Annotated in this window: 5 protein-coding genes; all 5 read left to right on the top strand. The window is 54.5% G+C overall.

The genetic code is table 11. The features are described 5' to 3' along the window. The first annotated feature begins 823 nt into the window (after nucleotides 1-823). The 5 genes from ACNKU7_RS17735 to ACNKU7_RS17715 all read left to right on the top strand — a co-directional run bounded on the left by ACNKU7_RS17735 (nucleotide 824) and on the right by ACNKU7_RS17715 (nucleotide 6042). Nucleotides 824-1624: a class I SAM-dependent methyltransferase gene (locus ACNKU7_RS17735; RefSeq protein WP_418298326.1), complete on the top strand. Its 801-nt coding sequence runs from the start codon at nucleotides 824-826 to the stop codon at nucleotides 1622-1624. Nucleotides 1625-1705: 81 nt separating this feature from the next. Next, the gene (locus ACNKU7_RS17730) at nucleotides 1706-3079 is read left to right on the top strand and encodes a BCD family MFS transporter (RefSeq protein ID WP_418298325.1); all 1374 of its coding nucleotides are present in this window, start codon (nucleotides 1706-1708) and stop codon (nucleotides 3077-3079) included. Nucleotides 3080-3112: 33 nt separating this feature from the next. Continuing rightward, nucleotides 3113-4528 (top strand): BCD family MFS transporter, encoded by a 1416-nt coding sequence (locus ACNKU7_RS17725; RefSeq protein WP_418298324.1) that lies wholly within the window; start codon nucleotides 3113-3115, stop codon nucleotides 4526-4528. Between the two features lie 37 nt (nucleotides 4529-4565). Next, a complete protein-coding gene (locus ACNKU7_RS17720) occupies nucleotides 4566-4805 on the top strand; it encodes a Trm112 family protein (protein WP_418298323.1) in 240 nt (79 codons plus the stop codon). Nucleotides 4806-4929: 124 nt separating this feature from the next. Continuing rightward, on the top strand, nucleotides 4930-6042 hold the full coding sequence (locus tag ACNKU7_RS17715; protein ID WP_418298322.1) for a hypothetical protein: 1113 nt from the start codon (nucleotides 4930-4932) through the stop codon (nucleotides 6040-6042). The last annotated feature ends 6 nt before the right edge of the window (nucleotides 6043-6048 follow it).

The raw sequence follows: 6048 nt of genomic DNA, 5'->3' as shown, positions 1-6048 counted from the left end.
GGGGCAAAAAACACCCAAGTGTTTTTTGAGTCCATCCTCCCCCCACCACCTCAGCGATGACCGAGTGCCGAAGGGATCAGGCATTTATGTATCGCAAATTCAGGCGGTGGACGAACCTCCCAAATTCGATTAACTCGCGACAGCGAGTTAAGACCGAGCACCGCGAGCCCGAAGGGGCAAAAAACACCCAAGTGTTTTTTGAGTCCATCCTCCCCCCACCACCTCAGCGATGACCGAGTGCCGAAGGGATGGCGAACCTCCCAGGTTCGATTAACTCGCGACAGCGAGTTAAGACCGAGCACCGCGAGCCCAAAGGGGCAAAAAACACCCAAGTGTTTTTTGAGTCCATCCTCCCCCACCACCTCAACGATGACCGAGTGCCGAAGGGATCAGGCATTTATGTATCGCAAATTCAGGCGGTGGACGAACCTCCCAGGTTCGTTTAACTCGCGCCAGCGAGTTAAACCCGAACAACTTCGCACAGATGCCCGATAAAAATAGAACAAAATTTCAGCATACCCCCCCAACTCCAGCCTCAACGCCACTCAAAATCAGGGGTTGCCACAAAGCAAAATCTGGTGGCCCCTCACATTTCGCACCACCACAGCTACCAACGTCACGCTCACTCTCTGCTCCGCGAAACTCAAATGCCAACGCTCGAAATTCAGCCAGCACCCCATACCTCACCTGCGCAAATTTCCCTGCAATGGGGAGCTTGATATTTGTCAAAAACGGCAATCTATATCAAAGAATTTCAATATTAATAGCGTTGGATCTGCGTTAAGGTTCTTGAAAATAAAATAAAGTAGGAGCGGGAACAGCCATGAGCAAAGCCTATAACGAGATGTCTTATGTGGAAATCGCAGCGATCTACAACGACATCAACAATATACCCTTGGATGCTGCGGTGGCACTTGGTGAATCCGTCGCCGAGCTAATCGGTAAAGGCGCCAAGATAATGGATTTTGGCGGCGGCGCTGGACGAATTTCGGTTCCAATTGCTGCACATACCAATATGATCGCGATGGACATTGAGCACCATATGCTCAAGGCGTCCAAGAAGCTTGCCGAAGATCGCGGCATCCCCGCACGTCAGGCCGTCGGCACCGTACTGCAGACCCCGTTTGCCACCAACACTTTCGACGCAGTCATTACCACCAATGTGCTGCACCAGATCGAATTCTGGCGCGATGCGCTTAAGGAAGCCGCACGCGTCCTGAAACCAGAAGGCACCTTCATTATCGGTCGCGATGTGCTCGACGAGGAATCCGGTGCAGGCCAGCTCCGCAGCCAGTCCCGCATGTTTACCCTGGACATTGCCCCTGAGATGCACCCTACCGACGCAGCCGGGCCGGCGCTGTTCCAGGAAATCCAGAGACTCGGCGGGCAGATGACCCGCCCGATTGTTGCCTGCAGCTGGATCGAGAAAGTTTCCGTAGCCGACATCCTCGAGCGTATGGATAACGGGATACACAACGAAACCTGGAGCCTGACGCGGGAACAGATCGACGCCCTCATGGCAAAGGTTCGCCCGTGGGCCGAGTCTCACTTTGACGATATCCACGCGGTTGAAGATGTGAAGTGGGAGTTCCACCTTTATCCGATTACGGGCATCGGAAAGTAGTCCATACCGGGGGTAGAGGTTTGGCCCCCTGTCGCCTTGCGACAAATATTCTAATAACAATGACTAACCTAAGGGCATTTTATGGACAGGTTCCTACTGGTCTTAAGGGCCTTTCAATTAACACTACCGCGTGCAGCTGCTGGCTGGCTTTTTGCAATTCTGACCAGTAATTTCAACCGTATTTCCATTTATGAACTTGGGATCACGGCAGTTGTCATTACCAGCCTCCTGGGGCTTTACCACTTTCTTTCCCCCTTTGGGGTCGTCCTTGGCCGGCTGGCAGACCGTGTCCCACTGTTCGGCATGCACCGTACGCCATACGTTCTAATCGGGATGCTGCTCTCAGCAGCGGCAGTGGCGGTACTGCCTTACATCGTGGTGCCAATGTCACAAACCCCCGATGAGCTGTTCGGCCTGACAATTCCATACATTACTTACATCGCTGCCTTCCTGGTGCTCGTACTGTTTGGTATCGGGTTCGCGATGGCAGGAGCCAACCATCTGGCCCTGGTTGCAGAGGTAATCCCCGAGCGCAGCCGGGGGCTGGTAACGGCACTGATCTGGACCATGCTGATCATTGGCATGATCGCGTCACTGCAATTTATCCGCGGCTACATGCCAACGTACGATGAGCAGACGATGCGCTCGCTCTATCTGCTGTCCATACCGGTGGTTGGCGTCACTACACTACTGGGTTTGATCGGCGTCGAGAAACGCCGTAAGCCCGGCGATGCCATGCCGAACGGAGGAAAGCTGAACGCGCAGGAGCATTCCAGCCTCAAGGATTTCACTATCGACGTAATCAGGAACCGTACGGTAAGAAATTTCTTCTTCTTTATTTTCCTGTTCATGTTCGGCTATAGCCTTCAGGACAACATCCTCGAGGTATTCGGCGCGGATGTGCTCGGGATGACCGTAGGGGAAACAGGTCGCTTCCAGCAAATATGGGGCAGCGGAGCCATCGTAGGTATGTTCCTGATGGGCGCACTCGTTTTCCGCGGAGGCATTTCCAAGATCAGTGCGATCACGTTTGGCATTAGCGGCATAGGAATATCAATGTTCGCGCTCGCCTCTGGTGCCTATTTGGCCGAAGCGACCATCGTCAATTATTCACTGGTTGGCATGGGCTTTTTCAACGGGTTCGCACTGGTCGGCACCCTGACCACCATGATGGAGTTCACCACCGACAATGAGCGCGGCGCCTACATCGGGCTCTGGGGATTCGCGATTGCCTTTGCCAGTGGTCTCGCATCCATCGCAGGCGGGCAACTGGTGACCTCACTGATTGAAAGTGGATTGTTCGCTGCGTCCGATGGGTTCGCCATCATCTTTACGGTAGAAGGTTTCGTCAGTCTGTACAGCCTCTACTTCCTCTGGCAGATAAACGCCGAAAACTTCCACAAACGCATCAGCAAAGATGGTCTCAGCAATGCCATGGCCGCGGATCTCGGCTAGGCCAATGTCAATTTATTCAAAAGGTGAATTGAAATGAAAGTGAGTGAAGGTCAGGCGAAACTGCAGTTTACCCTGCAGAAAATTGCCATCGCCTGGAGCTTTTGCATGGTGGTGACGAGTTTCAACCGCATTGCAATAATTGAAATGGGTTTGCCGGCGGCAATCATCTCGTTGCTGATCGGCGTCTACACACTGTTCGGCCCAATCCAGCCGATCATCGGCCGTATGTGTGAGCGCTGGCCGATTTTCGGCTATCGCCGCACACCCTATATGCTGCTCGGCACCCTCCTCGGCAGCTTTGCATTCCCCCTGATGCCCGGCGTTCTCGTCGACATGCAGGCGGGCAGCAGTCTTGCCTATGTTTACTGCCTGCTGCTCTTTTGTGCTTTCGGGATCTGTATCGCGATGCAGGCGAATGTTTTTCTCGATCTGTTGAACGACGTCACCACCAAAGAGAGCCGCTCCCGAGTGGTTACCCTTACCTGGACAGTACAGGCACTGGCCATGGCTGGCTGGGCATGGGTATTCGGCGCCCTGATGCCGGTATACAGCCTGGAGGCCATGCAGAACCTCTACAACCTGACTCCGGTCGTTATGATCAGCATTACGATCCTCGGGCTGATCAAACTTGAGACCCGACTGACCAGGGCCCAACTTCAGGAGATCAAAACCAACCCGCCGAAACCCGTGAAACTGCTGGAGCCGATGAAAGAATCCATGGCCGTGCTGGCCTATAACCGCCAGGCACTGCTATTTTTTGTGTTTATCATTTTCTCCCTGCTGTCAGTATTCCTGCAGGATATGCTGCAGGAACTATGGGCAGATGACCTGTTCGGCCTTCCAGCGGGCGAGTCAACGATATACCAGCGCTTTTATAACGGCATCCAGACGCTCGGCATGGCAGCGTGTGGCATATTTGTCGGCGTCACTGCCAAAAAGCGCCTGCAGGCTAAAAAAGCAGCGGGCCTTTCGGTCGAAAACGAAAAGACCCTGCCGCTGGATTTTGGCAAACGACTGATGGCCATTGGCGCCTCCCTGTCGATTATCGGCTTTGCCCTCCTCGCCTGGGCGGCCTGGCTACAAAACCTTACGCTGTTCAATGTCTTTTACTGTTACAGCGCCTTCGCACTGGGCTTGCTGGTATTTCCCTCCATCAGTTTCATGGCTGACATGACCGTAGAAGGCCAGGAAAGCCGTTATCTGGGACTGTGGAGCCTGGCACAGGTCATCGGCCTGTTTCTCTCGTTTACCGTCAGCGGTTGCCTCTATTCCCTGCTGGTCGAGAGCGAAGTCCTCACCGCCAATATTGCCTTTGCACTCATATTCATCCTGCAGGCCCTGATGGTCGTCTTCAGTTTCCTGGTTGTGCGCACCGTCACGATCGAGGGCCTGCAGGCCGCCGCAGAAAAAGAAGAAGAGCCGGGTACAGGTATTCCCGCTCAAGCCTAACCAAATTCCATGCAATACCCATAACGGGAGAGACACCATGAAAACGCAAGATTACATCGACATCCTCCGCTGCCCCCACTGCACACGCGAAGACAAGGGCGTGCTCGCGGAGGTAAAAAACGACTGGCTGGGCTGCAACGACTGTGGCCGCCAGTATCCCATCGTCGAAGGCATCCCGGTAATGCTGCCCGAGGAAGGCGACAAGTGGCTGGGTGTAACCACGGACGACTTACCCAAAATAGAGGAACACGATCGCTTCGTCAGCGCCGCCAGCTGATTGGTCGTGCCAGGGGGGGCGAACGCTATTCGCGCCCTGCCCGGTTGCTCGAAAGCCAATGCGCAATGCTCACAAAACAGAATAACGGCCGCATAACGGCCAGGCTAAAGCAAGGTAATCAAATATGTGGAAGACAGATCTGTTTCCTACTCAACTGGTGGGCAGCTACGTAAAACCCCAGTGGCTCGCCAACCACGACAAGGTCTACCAGAAGGAAGGCACCTGGTGGAATGTCGAAAAAGAACTGCTGCCTGCGGCGATCGACGACGCCGCGCGTCTGGCGATCTACGACCAGAATATGGCGGGCATGACGTTCGCAACGGACGGCGAGGTGCGGCGCCAGACCTTCAGCGGTCATTTCTACAATCTGCTGGGGATCGATCAGGAAAACCCGGCGGAATTCACTAATTTCCATAACGACATTACCGAATACCTGAAAATGAAGCAGAAGGCCACCAATGTGGGGGCCGACCTTCAAAAGGAAGACCAGGCCAAACAGGCGCATAAAGTCCTGTTCCCCGCTGTGCGGGACAAAATCCGCTGGCCCGGCCCGATGGTGGTCAGCGACATTCCGTTCCTGAAACGCTATGCCGCCAAACGCAGTAAAATCACTGTGATCGGTCCGGTGACCCTGTCCTATCGTCTTGTAGATACCGGTATTTACCCGGATCAGGCGTCTCTCTGCTTCGCGATCGCCGATGCGCTCAATCAGGAACTGAAAGCCCTGGCGGCCGCGGGTGTCGACCTCATCCAGATCGATGAGCCGGAAGTGCACTTCCGCTACAGCCAGTGCCAGGATTTTGCGGTGGAGGCGATCAACCGTATGATCAGGGGTGTCGACTGCCTGACTTCCGTGCACGTCTGCTATGGCTACTCCAAAAATATCGCGCTGAAAGAACCGAGCCCGATCTACCCCAAGGCGGTATCACTGATCGCCGAATCAGATATCGACGCCATTCACACCGAGTACGCCCAGCCAGGACATACGCCAGACTTCCTGCAGTCCGTTGGCAACAAGCTGGTTGCCATTGGTGTTCTGAATCTGGATCCGCAGGGCCAGGTCGAGGAGATTGAGGCCATTCGCAAACTGGTGATTGACGCGATGGAAGTGGTGCCCAAAGAGCGTATCAGCCTTGCACCGGATTGCGGCATGTGGTTCCTGGAACGGGATTTTGCCTTCCGCAAAATCAACTCAATGTGCCTTGCGGCGCAATCCCTGAGAAATCAGTTCGGTTAAGCTGGG

Origin of the sequence: Microbulbifer weihaiensis (assembly GCF_048323715.1) — a bacterium.
Lineage (GTDB): Bacteria > Pseudomonadota > Gammaproteobacteria > Pseudomonadales > Cellvibrionaceae > Microbulbifer.
This window is presented reverse-complemented; position numbering and strand designations above follow the sequence as displayed.